General features: G+C 65.4%; 17 protein-coding genes. 7 read left to right on the forward strand and 10 right to left on the reverse strand.

Annotated elements, in window-relative coordinates:
• Positions 1-6: 6 nt before the first annotated feature.
• The gene (gene tgt / locus MUG94_RS01515) at positions 7-1,281 is read right to left on the reverse strand and encodes a tRNA guanosine(34) transglycosylase Tgt (protein WP_227892468.1); all 1,275 of its coding nucleotides are present in this window, start codon (positions 1,279-1,281) and stop codon (positions 7-9) included.
• A 175-nt stretch (positions 1,282-1,456) separates the two neighbouring features.
• On the opposite strand from tgt, the gene MUG94_RS01520 reads away from it, so the two are divergent.
• Entirely contained in the window at positions 1,457-2,530 is a 1,074-nt protein-coding gene (locus tag MUG94_RS01520; protein WP_227909098.1) for an FUSC family protein, read from the forward strand.
• Positions 2,531-2,585: 55 nt separating this feature from the next.
• Here the strand turns inward: MUG94_RS01520 and MUG94_RS01525 are convergent, their stop codons facing one another.
• Both MUG94_RS01525 and MUG94_RS01530 read right to left on the reverse strand, forming a co-directional pair.
• Complete coding sequence (locus MUG94_RS01525; RefSeq protein WP_227892466.1) at positions 2,586-3,458, reverse strand: DUF6707 family protein; 873 nt, start codon at positions 3,456-3,458, stop codon at positions 2,586-2,588.
• Between the two features lie 60 nt (positions 3,459-3,518).
• Positions 3,519-4,058 (reverse strand): NUDIX hydrolase family protein, encoded by a 540-nt coding sequence (locus MUG94_RS01530; RefSeq protein WP_227892465.1) that lies wholly within the window; start codon positions 4,056-4,058, stop codon positions 3,519-3,521.
• 114 nt (positions 4,059-4,172) lie between these two features.
• Here MUG94_RS01530 and MUG94_RS01535 point away from each other — a divergent pair, with 114 nt between their 5' ends.
• Together MUG94_RS01535 and MUG94_RS01540 are read left to right on the forward strand one after the other, a co-directional pair.
• On the forward strand, positions 4,173-4,805 hold the full coding sequence (locus tag MUG94_RS01535) for a YdeI/OmpD-associated family protein (protein ID WP_227892464.1): 633 nt from the start codon (positions 4,173-4,175) through the stop codon (positions 4,803-4,805).
• Between the two features lie 126 nt (positions 4,806-4,931).
• A complete protein-coding gene (locus MUG94_RS01540) occupies positions 4,932-5,804 on the forward strand; it encodes a class II glutamine amidotransferase (protein WP_227909097.1) in 873 nt (290 codons plus the stop codon).
• 69 nt (positions 5,805-5,873) lie between these two features.
• Here the strand turns inward: MUG94_RS01540 and MUG94_RS01545 are convergent, their stop codons facing one another.
• Positions 5,874-6,998, reverse strand: coding sequence for a glycoside hydrolase family 76 protein (locus MUG94_RS01545; protein WP_227909096.1), 1,125 nt, complete (start codon positions 6,996-6,998; stop codon positions 5,874-5,876).
• Between the two features lie 153 nt (positions 6,999-7,151).
• Here MUG94_RS01545 and MUG94_RS01550 point away from each other — a divergent pair, with 153 nt between their 5' ends.
• The 4 genes from MUG94_RS01550 to MUG94_RS01565 all read left to right on the forward strand — a co-directional run bounded on the left by MUG94_RS01550 (position 7,152) and on the right by MUG94_RS01565 (position 10,271).
• A complete protein-coding gene (locus MUG94_RS01550; RefSeq protein WP_227909095.1) occupies positions 7,152-7,925 on the forward strand; it encodes a 3-hydroxyacyl-CoA dehydrogenase in 774 nt (257 codons plus the stop codon).
• Positions 7,926-8,002: 77 nt separating this feature from the next.
• Positions 8,003-9,196 carry an acyl-CoA dehydrogenase family protein gene (locus MUG94_RS01555; RefSeq protein ID WP_227909179.1) on the forward strand — a complete coding sequence of 398 codons (1,194 nt, stop codon included), beginning with the start codon at positions 8,003-8,005 and terminating at the stop codon, positions 9,194-9,196.
• Positions 9,197-9,374: 178 nt separating this feature from the next.
• Complete coding sequence (locus tag MUG94_RS01560) at positions 9,375-9,848, forward strand: hypothetical protein (RefSeq protein ID WP_227892459.1); 474 nt, start codon at positions 9,375-9,377, stop codon at positions 9,846-9,848.
• A 117-nt stretch (positions 9,849-9,965) separates the two neighbouring features.
• The gene (locus MUG94_RS01565) at positions 9,966-10,271 is read left to right on the forward strand and encodes a hypothetical protein (protein WP_227909094.1); all 306 of its coding nucleotides are present in this window, start codon (positions 9,966-9,968) and stop codon (positions 10,269-10,271) included.
• 15 nt (positions 10,272-10,286) lie between these two features.
• On the opposite strand, the gene MUG94_RS01570 is transcribed toward MUG94_RS01565, so the two are convergent.
• The 6 genes from MUG94_RS01570 to MUG94_RS01595 form a co-directional block, all read right to left on the reverse strand.
• A complete protein-coding gene (locus MUG94_RS01570) occupies positions 10,287-11,216 on the reverse strand; it encodes an NADP-dependent oxidoreductase (protein WP_227909093.1) in 930 nt (309 codons plus the stop codon).
• A gap of 59 nt (positions 11,217-11,275) precedes the next feature.
• Positions 11,276-12,052, reverse strand: coding sequence for a TspO-related membrane protein (locus MUG94_RS01575; RefSeq protein WP_227909092.1), 777 nt, complete (start codon positions 12,050-12,052; stop codon positions 11,276-11,278).
• Between the two features lie 495 nt (positions 12,053-12,547).
• A complete protein-coding gene (locus MUG94_RS01580) occupies positions 12,548-13,453 on the reverse strand; it encodes an RluA family pseudouridine synthase (RefSeq protein WP_227909178.1) in 906 nt (301 codons plus the stop codon).
• Between the two features lie 81 nt (positions 13,454-13,534).
• Positions 13,535-14,071, reverse strand: a complete 537-nt coding sequence (locus MUG94_RS01585) for a MarR family winged helix-turn-helix transcriptional regulator (RefSeq protein ID WP_227909091.1) — start codon at positions 14,069-14,071, stop codon at positions 13,535-13,537.
• 75 nt (positions 14,072-14,146) lie between these two features.
• On the reverse strand, positions 14,147-14,956 hold the full coding sequence (locus MUG94_RS01590; RefSeq protein ID WP_227909090.1) for an Fpg/Nei family DNA glycosylase: 810 nt from the start codon (positions 14,954-14,956) through the stop codon (positions 14,147-14,149).
• A 23-nt stretch (positions 14,957-14,979) separates the two neighbouring features.
• On the reverse strand, positions 14,980-20,121 hold the full coding sequence (locus MUG94_RS01595) for an Lhr family helicase (protein ID WP_227909089.1): 5,142 nt from the start codon (positions 20,119-20,121) through the stop codon (positions 14,980-14,982).
• Positions 20,122-20,217: the final 96 nt, after the last annotated feature.

Below are 20,217 nucleotides of genomic sequence, written 5' to 3' on the forward strand. Positions count from 1 at the left end.
TTCCGGCTAGACCTTCGCGCTGTAGTACTTCCCCAGCGTCTCCGCCTTGAAGTCGAAGAACGAACCGTCTTCGATGGCCAGCCGCGCATCGTCCACGAGTTTCACGGTGAAGCGTTCATTGTGGATCGACACCAGGGTGGAGGCCACCATTTCCTTGGCCCGGAACAGGTGGTGGATGTAGGCCTTGGTGTAGTGCGCGCAGGCGTAGCAGTCGCAGCCTTCCACCAGGGGAGTGAAGTCCTTTTTGAAGCGGGCGTTGGAGAGGTTCAGCCGGCCGTGCGGCGTGTAGAACGCTGAAGTGCGGGCCACGCGGGTGGGGGAGACGCAGTCGAAGGTGTCGGCACCGTTCTCGATTGCGGTGAAGATGTCGTCCGGTTCGGAGATCCCCAGCAGGTGGCGAGGCTTGTCTTCGGGCAGCTCTTCGGTGCACCAGCGCACGATGGTTCCAAGGTTTTCCTTCTCCAGTGCCCCGCCGATGCCGAAGCCGTCGAAGTCCATGGCGCCCAAGTCACGGGAAGCCTTCCGGCGCAGGTCCTCGTACTGGGCGCCCTGCAGTACGCCGAACAGCGCCTGGTACGGCTTACCGACCCGCTCTTCGGTGAGCCGGCGGTGTTCGGCAATGCAGCGCAGCGCCCACAGCCGGGTGCGCTCCAGGGACATTTCCTGATACTCGCGGGAGTTCATCAGCGTGGTCAGCTCATCGAACGCAAACATGATGTCGGCGCCGATCTGGTGCTGGACCTGCATGGAGACTTCGGGCGTGAACCGGTGCTTGTCGCCGTTGAGGTGGGACTTGAACCAGACGCCGTCGTCGTCAATGTGCGCGAGGCGTTCCTTGCCCGGCGCGACGGCGTCATCCGCGCCGGTGGCGTGGGTGGTGCCGTCCGCATTCATGTTGATGACCTTCTTGAAGCCGGCGCCAAGGCTCATCACCTGGAAACCGCCCGAATCGGTGAAAGTGGGACCGGACCAGTTCATGAACTTGCCCAGGCCGCCCGCGGCGTCGAGTACGTCCGGGCCGGGCTGCAAGTACAAATGGTAGGCGTTGGCCAGCAGTGCCTGCGCGCCAAGGTCCGCCATGGATTCCGGAAGGACCGCCTTGACCGTGGCCTTGGTGCCTACGGCAATGAAGGCCGGCGTGGCAATTTCGCCGTGCGGCGTGGTGATCGTTCCGGTGCGGCCCTGGAACTCACCGCCGTTGGCCTGCGTCTGCTCAGCGGTGGGGGCAGTGGTTTCGCGCAGGCGCTTACCGAGGGCGAAGGAAAATGTTGAGGAAGGCACCCCTCCATTTTGCCTTACCCGCCGGTTCCGGCAGTTCCGGGAGCCTGTGCTGCTCCGGCTGGGATGCACGCCACATATTTCCGGGCGCGGCAAAAGGCGGGCGTACGGTTGAAAGAGCGGACTCGACCGCACCCCAAACAACTGCAGAAAATGTACCTGAAAGGCCGCTGCCCTCTTGAACCTGCTGCGCGATATGTTCCGGATCGCACCCGCCCACAATGATCATCAGGTGGCGGTGCGCTGCGGCCTGGGGGTGGGGATTCCCCTGCTGCTGCTCTTGGCTTTCGGCCGGATTGATTTGGCGATCTTTGCCTCGTTTGGTGCCTTTACCGGCATCTACGGCAGGAATGAGCCGCACCGTCAGCGTTTTGGGCATCAGCTGCGGGCCGGTGCCCTGATGTTGGCTGTCATCACCGCCGGAGCGCTGACCTCCCGGCTGGAGCCGGACGCGTGGGGAATTGTCCTGGGCACCACCGCAGTGGCGGGACTGGGAACGCTGGGCACAGGGTTCTGGCGGCTTCGTCCCACTGGTTCGCTGTTCCACATTTTTGCCTACGCTGCCATCTCCTCGGTCCCGAACCAGCCGCCGCTGTGGCAGGCCTTGCTGGTGGCCGTGGGCACCGTCTGCTTTTCCCTGCTGCTTGGCCTGTCCGGGCGGCTCCATCCTGCGCACCGCACCCCTTGGGTGAAGCCTGAAAGGCCCCGGTTTACTGCCGCCCAGCGCAGAACCGTGTGGATCGACGCCGGCCTGTACGCGGTGGCCGCCGCGGTTGCCGGGTCCATCGCCACCCTGATGGGCATTGGCCATAATTACTGGGCGATGGTTGCAGCCACGGTTCCCCTGGTGGGGGTGGGCGTGCGCCACCGCCTGTACCGCGGCCTGCACCGCATCCTGGGAACCTTCGCCGGTTTGGTGCTGACTGCATTGATCCTGCTGCCCGGGCTGGACCCGTGGCAGATGGTGCTGGTGATTGCGGTGCTGCAGTTCGGCGCCGAGATGCTGGTAATCCGCCAATACGCCCTGGCCCAAGTGGTCATTACGCCGCTGGCGCTGGTCAGCACCGAACTGGCGCACCCGAGCAATTCTGCGCTGCTCATCAAGGATCGGGCCGTGGAGACGGTCATCGGTGCGGCAGTGGGCATGGCCATGGTCCTGATCATCCATCTGCGCAGCCGGCGCATCCGAAGCCGCGTCGGTCCGGGCACGGGTTCAGGACAGCTGCCGGCTCCGGCAGCCCCGCGTCCCTAGCGGTCGGTTCCTGCCGGTCGGCCACCTATTGGTCGCAGCCTGGAGGTCGAGCCCCCTACAAATCGAGGTTCAGGCCGCGTACGGCAATCAGCTCATTGCGGATGCGACGGTCCAGTTCATGCTCCGAAAGTGTCTGCGACCCGCCGTGCGCGCGCAGGTACAGCAGGGCATCCAGCCTCAGGACACGCCAGTCGCGTTCGCTGTGTTCGTCGCCGGCCTCGGCCGCACGGTGGATCTCCCGGTCGTACAGGTTGGGTTCATTCAGCTGGCGCTGCAGCAGCTCCGCGGCCAGCTTTGCCTTCAGCGGATCGCTTTCGGCGGCATCTCCGGCGCGGACGGCCTGCGCATAGGCGGCGGAGGTTTCGTCGTCGCCCGCTTCATGGGTGATGTGCGCGGCCAGCGAGAGGGCGCCCTGGATCCAGTTCCACCGGCCGAAGTTGCCGTCAAACGGCAGCCCCGTGATGATGTTGCAGACCAGCAGGGCATTGTCTGAGTCGTCGAGGTCCACGTACAGCGTGTGGGCCAGGTCCCGGACGTCCTGCAGGTTGCTGCCGGACTTTACGTTCAGTCCGCGGCTCAGCCTCGCGGCCACTTCCTGGACCCGGTCATCGTCCGGGTGTGCAGCGGCTGCCGCGGCAATGACGGCGGCGTAGTTCTCTTCCTCCGCCGGCGCCACCCGCACCGCGTCCGCCGGGGAGCCGGACGGCGCGGGAGCCTGGACACGCACTGACGATCCGTAAGCGAGGCGCAGGGTCATGCCGTCTTCAAGGACAAGGAGAACCAGGGCCGGCACGCCAAAGTCATCATTCTCCACCGAGCTGTCCTTCACCGGAGCCAGCGAGGTGCTCTCATGGACCGGAATCTGCCCGGGCTCAAGAAGCTCGGCATTGACCCGGAATGTATAAGATTCCGGTTGGCTCTCAGGCATGGCAGGTTCCTTCTCTTCGGGCAGTCGGCCCCCAGTATATAAAGATGCGGTAACGGGTGCTCAGCGGCCCCAGCTGGCCGAGGCCAGTGCCTGCCGCAGCAGGTCGCCGCGTCCGCCCGCAAACTCAGCGTAGATGTCGGGGCTTAGTGCTTCATCGGGCGTCAGCCAGGACAACTCCAGGGCATCCTGCCGGGGATCGCATTCGCCGGTGACGGGAATCAGGTAGGCCAGCGCGACGGCGTGCTGGCGTTCATCCGTCAACCCGGACTGGGACGGCGACGGGAAATACTCGGCGACGGCAAACGGAACCAGGGCCGGCGGCAGCTGGGGGAAGGCCATCGGGCCGAGATCCTTCTCCAGATGGCGCAGCAGCGCGGCACGGATGGTTTCGCGGTACATCACGCGTCCGGAGACAAACGTGCGGACCATCTTGCCTTCGGCCGTGGCCTGCAGCAGCAGCCCCACCTCCGTGACGTAGCCCAGGGGGTCGCAGCGGACCGGAACGGCTTCGACGTAGACCATGGGGAGCCGTTGCCTCGCCTCGCGGAGCTCATCTTCTGAAAGCCAGCCGGGATAGGGGTCAGGGGTACGAACACTCATAGCAGTGTTCTACCGCAAACCGGGGAGTGCGCTGAACCGACGCGCGGCGCTTTGGCCCTCGGCTGAACTGCCGGAGGCCTTCTGCCCGGTGTGGCCCCGGTTTACTCTCGGAGGATGAGCAGCAACAATCCGAAGCCGCCACGGCCAAAATCGCAGCCCAAGGCACCGCTGCCGGAGTTGTTGCTCCCGCACGCAGAAGCGTGGCGGATGTGGCTGGATGCCCACCACTCGCAGTCCCCGGGGGTGCAGTTGATTCTGGGGCGAAAGGGCGGAACCGTCACGAACCTGTCCTACGCCGGAGCGCTGCAGGAGGCGCTGTGTTTTGGCTGGATCGACGGCCAGGCCAACAAACGGGACGCGGAAAGCTACTTCCAGCGGTTCACTCCGCGGGGCAAACGCAGCATCTGGAGCCTGCGCAACGTGGGATACGTGGAACAGTTGGAAGCGGACGGAAAGATGCAGCCGGCCGGACGCACCGCCGTCGAGCAGGCAAAAGCCGACGGCCGCTGGGACGCAGCCTATGCCGGGCCCGCAACCGCCGTAATGCCCGAGGACCTGCTGGCTGCCATCGCCGAGGTTCCCGAGGCACAGGCGACGTATGACATTTTGAACTCCCAGAACCGGTATGCGCTGTTCTTTCGGCTCAGCACGCTGAAGACTGCGGCGGCGAGGGAACGCCGGATAGAAACCGTCGTCCAAATGCTGGCAGAGGGCGAAACGCCCTATCCGCAGCGCCGAGTGCGCTGATCGGCCCGCCCCCGCCTCTGGTTCCCTTGTCATTGAACTGTGCCCGCGGGACTCTTGAACACAGGAATCACCGGGCAAGTCCGCGGCAGGGGAGCCGTGCCGCGGCAGAACTGCAAAGGACCATCAATGTGTCGTCTCTTTGGCATGCACGCCGGCAAAACTCCCGTCAAAGCCACCTTTTGGCTCCTCACCGCTCCGGACAGCCTGTCGCAGCAGAGCCGGCGGGAAGCTGACGGATTCGGGATAGGCACCTTCGACGGCGAGGGGCGGCCCGTGGTGGAAAAAGCTCCGATCGCCGCCTATGAAGACCAGGCCTTCGCCGCGGAAGCCCGGGACCTGTCCAGCATCACGTTCCTCGCCCACGTGCGGTATGCCAGCACGGGCGGCAACCTGTTGGTGAACACCCACCCCTTCGAACAGGACAACCGCCTGCTCGCCCACAACGGTGTGGTGGAGGATCTGGACCGGCTCGAGGCGCGGCTGCGGCAACTTGGCGTGATGGAGCTGGTGAAGGGCGATACCGACAGTGAGCGGGTCTTCGCCCTGATCACGGCGGAGGCGCGCAGCAACGGGGGCGACGTCGAAGCGGCCATCGTCTCGGCGCTGGCCTGGGTGGCGGAAAACCTGCGGCTGTTCGCAGTGAATATCATTCTGACGACCGGGACCGATGTCTGGGCTGTCCGGTATCCGGACACACATCCCCTCTACGTACTGGAGCTCGCCGGCTCGGAGCACCACGGCGGGATGCGGACACAGCGGATCAGTGTGCACAGTCGGCAAATGGAGGAGGGCCAGCTGCCGGCGGTGCTGCTGGCAACGGAGAAAATGGATGACAACCCTCGCTGGCGGTTGATGGACTCCGGCGAAGTCCTGCACATTAACGCAGCACTGGAGGTGCACAGCAGCAACCCGCTGCCGCCGGAGCCCCGGTACCGGCTGACGCTCGCTGACCTGGACGACCGGGCGGCGGCATCGCAGCATCCGCTAAAGGCGGGCTGATCCGGCCCCTGCCCGAGCTGGCACTCACCCAACTCCGCGCTTTACCCAAGCCCGCTCTTCACCCAAGCCCTATCCGAGCCCGCGCCGGACGCGCGCCGCAGCCTCCAGGAGCATCCACGCAGAGAGCTGGGTGGAGAGGCCGACGCCGGTTCCCGCGGGATAGTGCCTTTCGGCCGGTTCCAGCGGATGTGGTGAGAAGACGGTCCGCTGTCCCTGCTTGGTCCTTCCCGCCCAGAGCGCTTCAGCGGTGGCATGGACCAATCCTGCCGCCTGCTCCCGTCGGTCGGCCGGCAGGGTTGGCGACACTGCGGCCAGGGCAAGATAACGGCCGAGAATGCCGGTGAACAGGCCGGCGTCCCCCGTGCCGTGGGTGCGCAGCGTTGCTGTGCCGTCGTAGGTGAGCTCCCGCTGCACGGAATCGATGAGCTCGGCGGCGCGTGCCAGATTGGCCGGACCGCCCAATTCCAGCAGTGCGCCCAGAACCGGGCCCTGGTTGTAGGAATAGACAGCGCGTTCCACGACGACCTCTGCGGAGCTGCTCCCGACCGCTTTGATGCCGTCCAGATACAGTCCCGTCCCGGGGTCCAGCAGATGGGTGTTGAGCCAGTCGACCAGGGCCTGGGCGCGCTCGCGTTCACCACTGCGGGCGAAGTGCAGTGCAGCCGGACCGGTGGCCGGAGTGTTCTTGAAAGTCCGGCGCCGGTTCCAGTACAACCCGCCGCCAAACTCCAAGGTGTGGGCCGAGCGCAGGGCGTTCGTCAGTGCGGCCAGCGTCCGGGGATGGGGCCGTGCCGCCGGCCGCCGGGAGCCGCCGTCGTCCGGCCGCCGTCCGGGACGGGAGGGAAGGAGGGCATCGAACCGCGCCACCGCCAGCGCCAGCCAGGCCATGTCATCGAAATACCAGTTGGTGGCCCGCAGTCCGTTCCGCAGCCGGATGGTGCGAATGAGCAGGTGGGCTTGCCGGGCGGCGTCGGGAACTCCGCGCAGGGCCGCATCGACGAGCACATCAACGTAGTGGGCCTGCCACCAGTAGTGCCAGGGACCGGGCAGCAGGCGCTGCGGGACGGGGCTTTCGATGCTGGCCAGCCTCGTGCCCGGAAGTCCGAGCAGCGGCCGGGCGAAAGCGGAAGTGACTGATGCCGCAGCCTCATCGGCGCGGGCCTGGATCTCGTGCAGTGGTTGCTCGGGCAGCATGCGAACCACCCTAGACCCGTCCGCGCCGCCGTCACAGTCAAAGCTGCTGTTGGCGGGCGTGGGACCCCGCCCGAAGATGCGATGTGTGCCTGATCACAGTAGGCTCGAGAAGCGCCGCCGCAGGGGCGCGCAAACTTTGACGCAGGAGTACGCATGGACATTTCAGGCGCATCGGCACTCGTTACCGGAGGTGCCTCCGGGCTGGGGCGGGCTACGGCCCGCAGGTTGTACGACGCCGGAGCATCAGTGATTCTGGTGGACCTGCCGTCTTCGGGCGGGCTGGCCTACGCTGCTGAGCTGGGCGACAACGCCCACTTTGTCCCCGGCGATGTCACCGATTCGGAGCAAATGGCGGCAGCGGTGGAAGCGGCTATGAACGCCGGACCGCTGCGCGTTGCCGTCAACTGTGCAGGCATTGCCACCCCCGGCAAAGTCCTGGGCCGCAACGGGGTGCTTCCGCTGGAGGACTTTGCCCGCGTGATCCAGGTGAACCTGATCGGAACGTTCAATGTCAGCCGGCTCGCGGCGCAGGCCATGGCGGAGACTGAGCCGGTGGAGACCGGCGGCACCTCGGAGCGCGGTGTCATCATCAACACCGCATCGGTTGCTGCTTTCGACGGACAGATTGGCCAGCCGGCCTATTCCGCGTCCAAGGGCGGGGTGGCGGCCATGACGCTGCCGCTGGCCCGGGAGCTCGCCCGGCATCTGATCCGCGTGGTTACGATTGCCCCCGGAATCTTTGAAACTCCCATGATGGCGGGATTGCCCCAGGAGGCCCAGGACTCCCTGGCGCAGCAGGTGCCGCATCCGTCACGCCTGGGCCGGCCGGATGAGTACGCCGCGCTGGCAGCCCACATCATTGAAAACCAAATGCTCAACGGTGAAACCATCCGCCTTGACGGTGCCATCCGGATGGGACCGCGCTGATTTTGTTGGCTGCAGATGCAGGAAAACTCCCCGGCCGTGCGGAACTTCCGGATGCTGATTTTTTCGGGTTTGAAGAGATGCTCAGCCAGCCCGAACAGGAAAAGCTTTCCGAGCTGAGGACCTTCCTGGCGGCTGAGGTGGCTCCGTATGCGGCGAAGTGGTGGCAGGATGCGTATTTCCCCTCCGAGCTGTTGCCCAAACTGGCGGCGCTGGAGCTGTCCACCCCGGTGCAGCAGGGCTACAGTCCGCTGTTTGCGGGGCTGGTCATTGCTGAAATGACCCGGACGGATACCTCGATCGCCACGTTCTTCATGGTTCACCATGACCTGTTCGTGGAGGCCCTGCACGCCTTCGGCTCCGCCGAGCAAAAGGACCGGCTGCTGGCCGATGCGATGGCGCTTCGCATCACCGGAGCCTTTGCCCTCACTGAACCGGGCCACGGCTCGGACGTGGCCGGCGGAATGGAAACCACAGCGGTCCGCGACGGGGATTCCTGGCTCCTCAACGGCACCAAACGCTGGATCGGCAACGGGACCTTTTGTGACTACATGCTGTTGTGGGCAAGGGAACCGGCCACCGGAAAGGTACGGGGTTTCCTGCTGGATGCTTCGCTGCCCGGTGTCCACCGCACCCGGATTGAAAACAAGACGGCGCTGCGGACCGTCCAGAACGCCGACATCACCCTGACGGAGGTCCGGGTCTCCGAAAATGACCGCCTCGCCGGAATCGACAGCTTTGACGACATTAAGCACCTCCTGCGCGGCTCGCGAATCATGGTGGGATGGCAGGCGGTGGGGGCGCAGCTTGCCGCCGTGGACATCTCCCGCGCGTATGCCGTGGAACGCCGGCAGTTTGGCCGGCCCCTGGCCGCGTTCCAACTGGTGACCGAACAACTGGTGCGGATGCTCGGAAACACCGTGGCCAGCACGGGGATGCTGGCCCGGGTGTCGGAGCTGGAACGGGGCGGATATCCCTCAGCGGCCGGCCGGAGCGGCTCGGGGCCAGAGGGGCCAGACGGTGAGGGTAGCGGCCAGCGCGGCTCCGACGGCGGCATGGCGCAGGCCGCTTTGGCCAAGTCGTATGCCAGCGCCAGAATGCGCGAGACCGTTGCCCTGGGCCGCAGCATCCTGGGCGGCAACGGCATCGTGACCGACTACCGCATGGCAAAGGTATTCGCCGACGCTGAAGCCATTTATACCTATGAGGGAACGTATGAGATCAACTCCCTCATTGTGGGCCGGGACATTACAGGAATTTCGGCGCTGCGCTAGTCGGCAGGTACTCCGGCCGTAGTCCGGCCGTAGTCCGGCCGTAGTCCGGCCGTACTCCGCGGAGGGAGCCCGGGTGGTGTTGAAACGTAAGCATCAGTAGGCTTACTAATGAGGATCTGCCTGCGGCCCGGTTCAGTCGGGCGCGGGCAGCGACAAAGCTGAAGGAGAGGCACGATTGATGGACGAGCAGAGCATTCCCGACCCCGAGCTGGGCGACGACCCCGTACTGGCCGATGACATTGCCGATGTTGTGACTCCGGATGAAGTTGCCGAAGTGCCGCTGACCGACATGATCGACGCGGACGATCTGTCCGGCGCGGACGAGTTCGTGGACCCGGAGGCCCTGAGCTATCCCGGTGCGGCCGAAGACAACCCCGACCGCTGGCAGGAGGACCCGCTGCTGGCCGGTGAGCCCCTTGCCAACGAACCCGGATTGCTGTCGGACCAGACGCTGCGGGACGAAACCGCCGAAGAACGGTTCGAAGAAGGCGACTCCCAGATTCCGCCGGAGGTTCCAACCATCGGAGAAGCGGCAAGTGACGTGGACTTTGACGATCCCGTCGCAGCGGATGAGCAGGACGGCAGCGATGATCCGGCACACCTGGGCGGAGATCCGCTGGCCGACTTCGACTCCGAGGAACGCGAACTCTAAGCTCCGTTTGGTCCGGGAGCGCCGAAGATCGGTGATGCCGTGAGCACGCTCATCCGCATCCCTCTTTGGCGGTCCCGGCGGGCTGGGCCTGACAGAGCCACCGTCTAACCTGTTCTTATGCCTTCTTTCCGAGCCCAATTGAACATCACGGGGCTCAAGCCCGGAACTCCGCCGGAAGCGGTAATGGAAACGGCAGTGGCGGCTTTGGCGGCCAGCCACCACGTCGAAGCGAATCAGCTCGACATCGTTTCAGGAATTCCACGCATCACTCTCCGCTTCATGGTTCCCGACAACGAATGGTCGCTGGAGAACTCCCAGGCGCTGCGCGCCGCAGCGAACATGCGCCACGCGGTGGAGATGGTCGCTGATGCGGAACGGCTGCGCGTCCTGCGGCGGCAGCGGGGCCGCTGGGTTCCGCTCTAAGCGGTTTTGCGGCGCCTAGAAGAGCAGCACCAATCGGCCGCGAACCCCGCCGGCCTCCAGCCTGCGGTGGGCTTCCGCGGCTTTTTCCGCCGCCAGGCGATCGGCAACCCGAAGAGTCAGCGTTCCGTCCTCGGCGAGGCGCCGCAGTGCCTCGAGTTTCAGGCCGGAATGGTATTCCTCGCGGACCGCAATCGGATGCACCGTTATGCCCCGCCCGGGATCCTGCTGCCACCACCGATAGGTGGCAAAACCGCCGTTGTCCTTGACTGCAGGTGGGGCTTTATCGTTCATTACCGCAGCGTCGGCAAGAGCGTCCACGCCGTCGGGAAAGAATTCCCGGATCCGCTCGGCGACGTCGTCGCCCCGCGCTACGACGTAGTCCGGTCCCAGCCCGGACACCAGGGCACGGTCCTTCTCTGCGGTGTCCGCGACAACCACCAAGCCTGCATGTTTGGCCAGCTGCACCAGATAGTTGCCCAGCGTTCCGGCCGCTCCGGTCACGGCGAGTGACTGGCCGGGCTGCAGATCCAGCTTCTCCAGTGTCTGGACAGCCGTCAGCCCGTTCATGGGCAGGGTTGAGGCTTCTGCGAAATCCATGCCGGCCGGGATGTGAGCGAGGGAGTCTGCAGGGGCCACCAGATATTCCTGATAGGCTCCCTTATGCTCACCCAGGGGCAGCGCCACGGCCATGACCCTGTCTCCGACCTGCCAGCCGCCGGCCCCGTCCGCCTCGTCGATAATTCCGGCGGCGTCCATGCCCGGAATTGCCGGGATTTTGCCGGCCCCCTTGCTCTGTCCACCAGCGCGCAGGACAGTGTCAGTCGGGCTTACGGCTGCAGCCTTGACCCGGATGCGCACCTCGCCCGGTCCTGCGTGGGGTTCGGGAACGTCCAGGACGGTCAAGGCTTCGGGTCCGCCGAAATTTTCCACTCCGATGATCTTCATACTCGGCGGCAACCACCGCAGCTGCCGCCGTATTCCAAAGGAGTGAGTGCTCGCCTGCCCTAGGTGTTGGCTGGCCGGGAAGCACCTCGCCGGCGCCCTTGGATTTGGCGTTCAGCACGACGCCGTTCATGATCCACCTGATGCCGGCGGGAGCCCGCGGACACCAGGACCAGGAATGCGGCCACTGCTGCTCCCACGCCGATGCTGATGGAGTCCGGTGCTCCCGTCAGCCGCTCAAAAGCAATGCAGGACAATCCCCAGACGATAGCCAGTGCCAGCGACAGGTGCCCGCGATCGGTCATGCAGATCATGGTGACGCCCACCAACACAGTGATGAGCCCGATCAAGGCCCAGACCGTGCCTCCCCAGCCCGCGAGATCTGCTTCCGCTCTGGTCAGGATGAAGGCAAGCACGGCAACCAGGGAAAGGACGCCTGCTGCCAGCGACACCCCGAGGGGCGCGTCAGCCAGGATCCCTTCCGTGCCGGAGGCCGGCGGGTGGATGTTCATGCTGTGGACAGCCACCAGGCCCACCGCGACTTGGGCTGCGGCGACTGTCAGGAGGGCGCCGGCGGTTTCACCGGAGACCGCCAGCAGCCACGCGAAAGCCAGGACCTGGGACGCCAACACGAGCCAGCCGAAACGCTCGTGCCGGGGATTCTGCCGCTGCCGGGGAAGCCACTGGTAGAGCGCGTATCCCAGCCATGCTGCCGTCACCGGCAACCACATCCACCACACCGAGGCGGCCGGCGCGAGGAGTGATCCGGCCGAGCCGACGACTCCGCCTGCGCTGTCATCGATAAGCCGGATGCCGTCACGGATATGAACATAAGCCATGACCGCCGTTGCTGTTGCGGCCGCCGAAACAACAGTCCGGCGAACGGTATGGACGTGGGAGTCGCTCCATTTCCGGGGCACGAAGGATTGCGCCCGGGCGGAGGCGCCCGGTGCCTGTGTTTTCGGGCCATTCGGCGCAGACGCTGTTGAGGGAGATATGGACGGTATTGAGGGTGCAGACGGCGCAGGCGGTGCAGACGGTGCAGATGGCGCAGACGGTGGCGGCGCGGGTCTGTTTTGGGCATCGGACGGCATTGACGGCGGAATCATCTTTGTCCTTCTCCTGCTCTGCCGGAATCCGCAGGCGCTGCCCCGGACATTTTGACCCACCCTATCCATCGATAAAGACAAAAGGGACGAATCGGGGGAACCGATTATCAGGACAGATTAAGGCAGGTATTCGGCTCCTGAGGACACGTAATGGAGCTAGGACGGACCCGAAGGTCAGGCTCGACGTGCTCGCAGACCAGGGCCCGGGGAGAGGGGCGATCCGCGTCAGGGCTTGGGTGCGAAGGCCAGCGACAGGCCGCTGCGGTATTGCACGGGCTGCCGGGTCAACGGGTCCACAAACTCCACCGAGCGTGCCAGCAGCTGCAGCGGCCGGTCGTAGTCGTCCGGTGCCTGCGGCAGCAATTCAGGGTAGAAGGAATCGTTCAGGATGCCGATTCCCAGCGATGCCATATGCACCCGCAGCTGGTGTGTCTTGCCCGTGTGCGGCTGGAGGCGGTAGCGGCCCACGCCGTCGTGCGCTTCCAAGAGCTCCACTCGGGTTTCCGCATTCGGCTCGCCGTCCACCTCTTGCGCCAGCAGGTAGGTGCGCGACTTGACCATCCGGCTGCGCACGATTCTGGGAAGCTCCAGGTCAGTGCGGACCGGGGCGACAGCCTCATATTCCTTGCTGATCCGACGCTTTTCAAACAGCGTCTGGTACTTTCCGCGGGTTTCCGGATTGGTCGAAAACAGAAGCACCCCGGCAGTCATCCGGTCCAAGCGGTGCATGGGAATGAGATCCGGAATGTCCAGCTGCACGCGCAGCCGGACGAGCGCGGACTCCGCCACGTACATGCCGCCGGGAGTGGTGGGCAAAAAATGGGGTTTGTCGACAACCAGCAGGTTGTCGTCCTGGTGCAGGACGTTGATTTCCACCGGGAGCCGCTTTTCGGGAGGCAGTTCCCGGTAATACCAGATGAAGGTGTGCTCGTTCAGGGGAGTCTTCGGTGTCAGCGGAATACCGCCCAACCCGACAACCTCACCGCGGGCAAACCGATCCGCGATGCCGTCCGGATCGACATGGCCAAACCGGGACAGGACATAATCCATGGCCGTCTCCCACGGTCCGTCAACCGGCAACCGCAGGCGGGTTGCGTTCACGCCGTTGCGTACGGGAAGAGGAGATTGCATCACCCTTCCAGACTACCGAGCCGTTGAGCGGATCCGTGACGGGGGTGTTCAGGGGGGAATCCGGTAGGCGGTTCCGGAAAGTCAGGAAGGGCCGGCGATCGGAACGGAATTCCAGGGTGCCTGGGGTTCCTGGTCGACGGTCTCGGTCAACGCCAGAAGAAACCGTGTCACGACGTTCGCATCCTTGGGTGAAAGCGACGAAGCGATGTCCATCATGCGCTCGTGAAACCGCTGCAGGCTCGTCTGCATGTCCACGTGGGACTTGTCGGTTGGAACCAGCTTCAGCGCCCGCCGGTCGGTGGGGTGGATTTGCCGTTCGACGTGTCCGCTTCCGACGAGACGGTCGATGAGCGCCGTGGTCGACGCCGTCGAGATGGACATCAGACGGCTCAAATCTGTGGGGCCCAAGGCGTTTCCATGCTGGTAAGCGTGCATCAGGTAATGCAGCGCCTGCAGATCTTTTTCGTTGATGTTCAGGTCATTCCGGATCCGCTGCCGCATTTCCTGTTCCGCAGCACGGTATTCCCTCAGGGCTTTGAGCACCGCTCTTGCGGGCTCACGGTCCGGGATGCCGGGGTACCAGTAGCCATTTGCGTCTGACGCCGTCGTGGAAGACATGCGCATATCCTAGCGCCGGCAAACGGTGTTTTTGGGTGCTTTTTCTCTCGGGGACCAGCGCTTGTCCCCGAGCGGTTAGCCGGAGGAGGCCGTTGAAACCGGCTGGCAATGCGGACAGTAGTACAGGTCCCGCAACTCCAGCGCGTTATCCCCGACAAGCTCGTGGGCCACCTTCGTTCCGCAGCGGAGGCAGCCGCGGGTTTCCCTGTTGTAGACCCAGAGCGGATCTCCACCCATGTTTCCGGTGGTAATTCTCCGGCTGCGTGTCTTGTTGGCTTCGAGCAGCCGCTTGGACAGATCGATCATCCGCGGAAGGTTCCGCACGTTGCCAACCGGAGTCAGGGGATGCACCCCGGCCAGGAAACAAATCTCGCAGCGGTAGACGTTCCCGATCCCCGCCAGATTGCGCTGATCCAGCAACGCCAGCCCGATGGGGCGTTCCGGGACGGACTGAATCCGCCGCAGCGCTTCTTCCGCGTCCCAGTCCGCGCCCAGCAGATCGGGGCCAAGGTAACCGACGGCGTCGTCCTCTTCGGAGCGCGGCAGGACACGAAGGAAACCAAGATCAAAGCCGACAACCTGATGTCGCGACGTCTCCAGGACGCACCGCGCCTTGAACGCCGGACGGCGCCATCGCTGGCCGCGGTCGTAGACGTGCCACAGCCCCTCCATTTTGAGGTGGGAGTGGAGAATCCAGCCGTTGTCCTCATCACCGAGCCGGATCAGGAGATGCTTGCCGCGTGCGACGACGTCGGTAACGGTGCGGCCGGTGAAGTCGGTGGTGGCGAATTTGGGTACGCGGATGTCGCATTTAGTGAGCGTCTGACCGGCCAGTGCAGTCTTGAGTTCCCGGGCGGCGCGCCAGACCGTATCGCCTTCAGGCATGGTGTCCTCCGTGACCGTTGACGTCAGACACGGTAACGCAATCCCTTCGGCGTGGTGTAGAAACCGGCGTGCGTGAGGGCCCGGGCAGCATCGGTGTCCAGGATTTCCTGCCCGTTGACTTTTTCGATGGCCATCTTTTCCGCGGCACCGCGGCGAATGATGTCCACCAGAGCGGCGGCGGAAAGCTCGAGCACCGCCGGATCTTCCGTGAAGGTCAGCAGTGTTTTCCCGCCGCGTTCGGCGTAGAGAGCGAGGTTTCCGTCCACCAGCACCACGAGGGCACCCGCTTTCCGTCCTGGCCGGTGGCCGCCGTCCAGCGTTGGCCACGGCAGGGCAGCACCAAACGGATTCGCCGGATCGGTGGCGGCCAGGGCCACCGCTGACGGTTCCGGTTTCCGCAGCTGTGAATCCTCGGAGAATGAGCGCAGCCGGTCCACCGTGGCGGGAACGGCAAACTGCGCCGCCCCGAGTTGTTCAATGAAGTATCCGCGGCGGCAGCGGCCCATTTCCTCCAGTCGGGCCAGCACCCGGTACAGCAGGGCGAAACCGCCCGGTGTTCCCTCGCTGGCCACTGACCCCCGGGTGACAACCCCGTAGCGGTCCAGCAGCAGTTCGGCCGTGGCATGGGCGTGGATGGTGGTGTCCCGTTCCACCTCGGGCAGCATGCTCCAGCGCCCGGCGACGAGGGGAGGAGCGTTTCGCAGGGCGGTGGGCTGGTTGCCGCCGGCCGCAAGACGCATGGAGCTTCCGGTGAGGGAGGCTCCCGGTGCCCGGCCCAGCCGTCCCAGTCGCGCGGTCCGGGCGCGGGGTGTTGCTGCCCGCTGTTTGTGCGCCGTTTTGCCGCCAGCTAGCAGGGAACGGACGGGAGTGAAGGTGTCGTTGCTGATTCTTCCCGCCCACACCAAATCCCACAGGGCGCTGACGATGTTCGCGTCGGAGGACTCGGCGTCCTTCGCAGCCAGTCCATCGGCCAGTTGCCGGAAGAAGTATGCGCCGCCGCCGGACAACAGATCGAGCAGGTGCTGCTGCACATCCGACGGAACGAAATCCGGGGCCGGGTTCAGTGTCAGGGGTGCATTTTCGGCCAGATGGAGGGAAATCCAGCCATCGTTTCCCGGAAGGGAACCGGTTCCGGACCAAAGGACCTCACCCGTTGCGGTGAGTTCGTCCAGCATGGCAGGGGCGTAGTTCCGAACCCGGGACCCGAGAATGAGGGGTTCCCAGGCGGAAGCGGGGATGGGCACGCCGGAGAGCTGGTCGATCACGGTGGCAACGCCGTCGAGCCCGCGGAGCGAGGAGCCCACGTTCTGCCAGACCGGCAGGAAACGGGCATAGGTTGCCGGTTCCACCGGCTCCACTTCGGAACGCAGGGCGGCGAGGGAGCGCCTGCGCAGGCGGCGCAGCACCTCAACGTCGCACCATTCAGTGCCGGCAGGCGCACCGGGAACGGTGATGACCGCGCCGGGTGTTTGGTCCACGCCGGCCGCAGCGTCCAGGATTTGGGTTTCGGCCGGGCGGAACTCACCTTCAACAACGCGCCCTTCACCGGCCAGCCGCTGCAAGGTGGTGGTTACGACGGCGACGCCCAGTCCCAGCCGCGTTGCGGCTTCCGCGGCGGTAAAGGGGCCGTGGGTGCGTGCGTAGCGGCCAATCAGGTCACCCAGGGGATCAGCCACCGGTTCGATGAAGGCCAGAGGGACACCCATCGGCAACGGCACACCCAAAGCATCGCGCAGGCGGGCGGCGTCCTCGATGGCCGCGTAGCGCTGCTGTCCGGCGACGCCGACCTTCAGCGCCCGGTTGGACCGGACCAGCTGCTCAAGCAGCTCGAGGGCATACTCGGACGATGCTCCGGATGAGGCAGGTCCGGCAGCGTCCGTTCCGGGCGCCTCGTCGCCGGCAACCTCGCTTCCGGGAGCGTCGTGCACAGCGGCGGCGATGGTACTTGGCGCGCTTGCCGTCGTCGCCGTGGCCGTCGTCGCCGTCTGCTCCGACTCCCCGGGCTGCAGGCGGCCCGCGACCTCGGGAACGGTCAGCGGACCCAGCAGCCGCAGCAGGTCCGCAACGCCTTCAACGCCCCGAACCCGACGATCATCGGCCAACCGCTGCAGCTCTCGTTCGGTCTGGGCGATGATGCGGGCATCCAGCAGTTCACGCAGCTCCGCCCGGCCGAGCAGCTCATTGAGCAGGGTCGGATCCAGAGACAGGGCAGCCGCACGCCGTTCCGCCAGCGGAGAGTCACCCTCATACAGGAAAGCGCCGACGTAGCCGAAGAGCAGGGACCGGGCAAAGGGCGACGGCGAGGGAGTGGTGGTCTCCACCAGCCGGATTTCACGGCGCTCGATCCCGGAGGCAATGTCTTTCAGGGCGGGCAGGTCGTAGACATCTTGGAGGCATTCGCGCACGGTCTCGAGCACGATGGGGAACGTCGGGTACTTTTTGGCGACGTCCAGCAACTGTGCGGACCGCTGACGCTGCTGCCACAGCGGCGTCCGTTTTCCGGGATTCTGCCGCGGCAGCAGCAGGGCACGCGCGGCGCATTCACGGAAACGCGAGGCGAACAGGGCCGATCCGCCCACCTCTGCGGTCACGATTGAGTCGAGCTCATCCGCGTCGAAGATGAACAACTCAGCCCCCGGCGGTTCGTCCTCCATCAGGGGCACCCGCAGCACGATGCCGTCATCGGAGGCCATGGCCGATCCGTCCAGCCCGTAGCGCTGGTGGAGCCGGGCGCCGACGGCGAGAGCCCAGGGAGCGTGCACCGGCATTCCGTACGGACTGTGCAGGACCACCCGCCAATCGCCGAGCTCGTCGTGGAAACGCTCCACCACCAGCGACCTGTCATTGGGCACCACATCGGTGGCCTGCTGCTGTTCCCGCAGATAGGTCATCAGGTTGCCGGCAGCCCAGGCGTCGAGACCGACGGCGGCCAGCCGCTTGGCTGCGGTGTCATCATCGGCGCCGGACAGTTCACGGACAAACCCGCCCAGCGCCCGGCCCAGTTCCACCGGCCGGCCGAGGGAATCCCCCCGCCAGAACGGCAGCTTTCCGGGCTGCCCGAACGCAGGGGAAACGAGCACCCGGTCGTGGGTGATGTCTTCAATCCGCCAGCTGGTGGCGCCGAGCGCAAAGACGTCACCCACCCGGGATTCGTAGACCATTTCCTCATCAAGTTCACCGACGCGGCGGCTGTTCTTGCCCTCGGAATCGCCCACCAGATACACGCCGAACAGTCCCCGGTCCGGAATGGTGCCGCCGGAGGTCACGGCCAGCCGCTGCGCGCCGGGCCGCCCGGTGATGGTGCCTTCGGAGCGGTCCCAGACAATGCGCGGCCGCAGCTCCGCGAATTCGTCGGACGGATAACGGCCGGCCAGCAGGTCAAGGGTTGCGTCAAAAGCGGAACGGGGCAGGCCCGCGAACGGTGCGGATTGGCGGACGACGTCGAACCATTCCTCCACGTCGATGGAGCCGAGTGCGGACGCGGCGACCGTTTGCTGGGCAAGGATGTCGAGGGGATTGGCGGGTATGTACAGCGGCTCAATCTGACCGGCCAGCATCCGTTCGGCAACCACCGCCGTATTCAGCAGGTCTCCGCGGTGCTTGGGGAACATGACACCCTGGGACGTCTCGCCGACCTGGTGTCCAGCACGCCCCACCCGCTGCAGGCCGCTGGCCACTGACGGCGGGGATTCGACCTGGATGACCAGGTCCACGGCTCCCATGTCGATGCCCAGTTCCAACGAGCTCGTGGCCACGACGCAGCGAAGCCGCCCGGATTTCAGGTCATCCTCGATGAGGGCCCGCTGGTCTTTGGACACTGAGCCGTGGTGGGCCCGGGCCAGAACCGGGTTGTCGTCGTCGACCGCGACCGCGATCTCGTCCGGCTGGCGGTAGCGGATCGACACGCCTGCCTGTGCCATGAGTTGTGCGGGCGGACGCGCTGTCGGCAGGGCCGCAGCTCCGGCGGAAGCAGCGGAGCCTCCTGCTGCGGCGGACCCGCCGGAACCGGTGGCCTCGGCGGAAGGTGCGGATACAGCAGCGGCGGACGGCGCGGAACCGGCGCCCGTCAAGACAGCCTCAGCGGTGTCGTCGTCGGCCGCGGTGCCTACAGCGGCGTTGGCACCCTCCATGCCGGTTGCGGTCATTGACAGGGCAGCGGCTTCCTGCCGGTAGGCATGGATTTCGTTGAGCCTTGCCGTCAGCCGTTCTGCCAGCCGGCGGGAATTGGCGAACACGATGGTGGAGCGGTTCGTCTCGATGAGGTCGACGATTTTTTCCTCGACGTGCGGCCAAATGCTCGCCTGCGGCGCGTATCCGCCCTCAACGGTGTCTTCCGCGGCGGGAGTGCCGCCCAGATCGGACATGTCCTCGACAGGAACTGTCACAGTGAGGTCCCAGGATTTCTTTGCTGCCGGAGCCACGATCTGCACCGGAGCGTTACCGCCCAGGAACCGGGCGACTGTCTCATGGGGCTCCACCGTTGCGGACAATCCGATCCGCTGGACCGGTTTGGGAAGCATCGCATCCAAACGGGCCAAGGTGACTGCCAGATGTGCACCGCGCTTGGTGCCGGCAACTGCGTGCACCTCGTCGACGATGACGGTCTCCACCTCGGCCAAGGTTTCCCGGGCGCGGGACGTCAGCATGAGGAACAGTGATTCCGGCGTCGTGATGAGGATGTCCGGCGGCCGTGTGAGCAGCGTCCGGCGCTCGTTCTGGGGTGTGTCTCCCGAGCGGACTCCGACGGTAATGGACGGTGTCGGCAGTCCCAGCCGTTTGGCCGTCTGGGTAATGCCGATCAAGGGGGAGCGCAGGTTCCGCTCCACATCAACGCCGAGGGCTTTCAGCGGCGAGATGTACAGAACTTTGGTCTTGCGTTTGGGTGCAGTGTTTTTCTTGCGTCCGGGTGCTGTGACGCCGTCTGCCGGAACGGGTTGCGCGATGGTGCCGGTGGCAGCTGCCGAAGCGATAAAACTGTCCAAAGCCCACAGGAAGGCAGCCAAGGTTTTGCCCGACCCGGTGGGCGCCACCACCAATGCGTTTGCACCCTTTGAAATGGCGTCCCATGCTCCGGTTTGTGCAGGTGTCGGCGCGGCGAAGGCACCCTCGAACCACTCCCTGGTGGCGGGGGTGAATTTCTGCAGCACCGAAGCTCCCGATGTCATGTGCACCATTGTTCCGCACCGGCCTGACACTTTCGGTTTCCGCGGCGGAGTTTGGCTGCAGGCCGAATCCGCACGTCCTGTCCCGTAGCGGCGGCT

The organism is Arthrobacter gengyunqii (genome assembly GCF_023022985.1).
In the GTDB taxonomy this organism is placed as follows: domain Bacteria; phylum Actinomycetota; class Actinomycetes; order Actinomycetales; family Micrococcaceae; genus Arthrobacter_B; species Arthrobacter_B gengyunqii.